The sequence below is a fragment of the Bellilinea sp. genome (genome assembly GCF_034432615.1).
In the GTDB taxonomy this organism is placed as follows: domain Bacteria; phylum Chloroflexota; class Anaerolineae; order Anaerolineales; family Anaerolineaceae; genus Bellilinea.
This window is the reverse complement of sequence record NZ_DAOUBL010000388.1, coordinates 1-2416: the sequence shown is the minus strand read 5'-3', so window position 1 is coordinate 2416 and position 2416 is coordinate 1. Positions and strand designations below refer to the sequence as shown.

Genomic DNA, 2416 nt, shown 5'->3' with positions numbered 1-2416 from the left:
GATGGTCTTAATCAGGTAATCGTGCTGGCTGGCATACACCCCGCGGATGCGGTTGTATGCGGTCATCAGCGCAACCGGTTTGGCGGCGCGAAGGGCTTTGCGGAAGGGCTCGAGGTACAGCTCGCGCAGCGGGCGTTCTTCCACCTCGGCGCTGATGGAAAGACGCTGATATTCCTGATCATTGCAGACAAAATGCTTGATGCAGCAGCCGACTCCGCGGCTTTGCACGCCGCGGATGTAGGCGGTTGCCATCTCGCCGCTCAGGTAGGGGTCTTCGGAGAAACATTCAAAATTGCGCCCGGCCAGCGGGGTGCGGTGCAGGTTGACGGTGGGCGCCAGCAGCACGTCCGCGCCTTTGGCGCGGGTTTCATCACCCAGCAGCGCGCCAATTTGCTCGACCAGCGCCGGGTTCCAGGTGGCCGCCAGCGCCGTACCCACCGGCGTGCAGGCCGAAAAGGCTGCCAGACTGCCCCACGCGCCGCGCGCGCCGTTGGGGCCGTCGCTCACTTTGAGCGAGGGGATGCCCAGCCGCTCGATGGCGTGGGTTTGCCAGTTATCCGCTCCCGCCAGAAGGCGGATTTTTTCTTCCAGAGTGAGTTGTTGTAAGAGGGATTCGATATCGGGAATGGTGGAATTAAAGTTCATTTTTGATTCCTCAAGCAATATCAGGTGATTTTATATGGTGTTTGAAAAAATTGACAGACAAAAAGATTCATTCTATCAAGAGCTTGAAAGCGATACGTCTTCCCAGTTTTTGTCCAAAAGCCAGCCTGAACCAGAGAGTGGCGATCATATCCACGAGATGCACTTGACTCATATCGCCCAGATAGACGGGGTTCAGCGGGATGTCGCGGATCAGTTCGTTTACTTTGTGCTGGCTTTCTCCTTCATCTCCGCAATAGAACAAGTCCACCTGGATGCCCCGGATCACGGGTGTTTCAAAATTTTCCCAGCCCAGATTATTGAACGCGCGATAAATCTTTGCATGGGGTGTATGTGCGCGAAAAGTCTGGTAGCTGTTCATTTCTCGCTCGCCCATCCGGTTTGCGGCGTCAATGACGATTTTGCCATCCAAAAGTTCGGCGTTCGAGCGGATCGTTTCATCCATTGCGTTGCCGGGGATGGCAAAAACGACCACCTCGCCGAATTGGATTGCATCGGCAGCACTGCCAAATGCCGCGTTTTTACCCAGTGCTTCAACCAGCGCAATCAATTCGGGGTTTTGAGTATTTCGAACCCCAAACAGGATGTGATGCCCGGCAGAAACCCACTTCTTTGCAAGGGTGCTGCCAATATTTTTTGCGCCAAGAATTCCAATGTTCATTTCGGTTTCCTTATTATTTTTGTAACAGGCTTTCTCAAATTGAAAAAATGCGAGAGACAGACTATCTCGACTATATCATATTGTTTTGGAGGTTGAACCGGATTCACCGGATTCGCAGTCCCCGCATCGTTTGAAGAATCAACCATTCTTCCAGTTCCGGGATGTTTTCACTTAACCTGGCGGCTGCGATCAGCGGCAGCCAGCGGATGTATTCCTGTTCTCCACCCGGCCTGAGCCTGAAATACTGGCGCCGGTAGGCGGAGTGAAAGAGGAGCACCCCTGTTTTTTGCATCCCGCCCCGAATCTGACAGGTTGCCGCGCCAAGCAAGAGGATGGTTGTGCGGGCTACATCCGCCAGCGGGTTGCCGAGCGTGGCATCAATCCAGTCAATGACGACGGCGTTTTCCCCGTTGATCAAGATATTGGCAGGATGAAAATCACCATGGCACAGGCAAGCGCCGTCCGGCATTTCTGCCAGCTGTGCCAGCACTTTGGAGCGAAATTGGGCAGGCAATCCCGCGGCACGTTGGATCTTGTTGATCAGCCGCGGCCGTTGGCGGGGCAGTTCCACCGATGCAGGGTTGTGATGAATCATGGCGTGAAGCCGGGCTGTCTGTCGGGCGTAGCGCAAAACTTTCCACGGGGCTTTGGACAATCCGGCCGGCCACATCGAAATTCCCTGCACCTGCTGGTAGATCAGTCCGTGGCGGCCGTTCACACGCACGATTTCGCCGACAGCCGGAACAGGGAGGCCGCTGGTGTGAATTGCCCGGCTGATGCGGGCTTCGTATTCAATACTTTCCAGATCAACCCACTCGTGGAACAGTTTGAGAACCCAGCCAGGCTGCCATTGGTAAATTTCCGCGGTTCGTCCGCGGGCAATCGGGCCGGTGATTGGAGGTGTATTCATCATTCGAGATTATAACCCCTGCTCTGCAGGCTGAAGCGGTTTTTACGCTGGCGAACACCTTCCGAGTTCCCTTTGAGGTTTAGATCCCATTTCCCAGGAAAAATTGTTTTTTTGAAGCCGGCCGCCGCGCCTCAGCGAACGACCTGCGGCGTTACCGTTGGGGTTGGCGTGCTGAAAGAAAA

The 2416-nt window shown here is 54.9% G+C and carries 3 protein-coding genes; all 3 read right to left on the bottom strand.

The annotated features are described in order from the left end of the window. On the bottom strand, nt 1-645 hold a 645-nt coding region (locus VAE48_RS16985; protein WP_322794525.1), incomplete at its 3' end, for a glycoside hydrolase family 3 protein. A gap of 67 nt (nt 646-712) precedes the next feature. Further along, complete coding sequence (locus tag VAE48_RS16980) at nt 713-1324, bottom strand: NADPH-dependent F420 reductase (protein ID WP_322794524.1); 612 nt, start codon at nt 1322-1324, stop codon at nt 713-715. Nucleotides 1325-1427: 103 nt separating this feature from the next. Beyond that, nucleotides 1428-2237: an aminoglycoside phosphotransferase family protein gene (locus tag VAE48_RS16975; RefSeq protein WP_322794523.1), complete on the bottom strand. Its 810-nt coding sequence runs from the start codon at nt 2235-2237 to the stop codon at nt 1428-1430. Nucleotides 2238-2416: the final 179 nt, after the last annotated feature.

What these genes read in the sequence shown, in the direction of transcription:
- VAE48_RS16980 (WP_322794524.1), bottom strand. Translation starts at nt 1,324, where the DNA reads ATGAACATTGGAATTCTTGGCGCAAAAAATATTGGCAGCACCCTTGCA.
- VAE48_RS16975 (WP_322794523.1), bottom strand. Translation starts at nt 2,237, where the DNA reads ATGATGAATACACCTCCAATCACCGGCCCGATTGCCCGCGGACGAACC.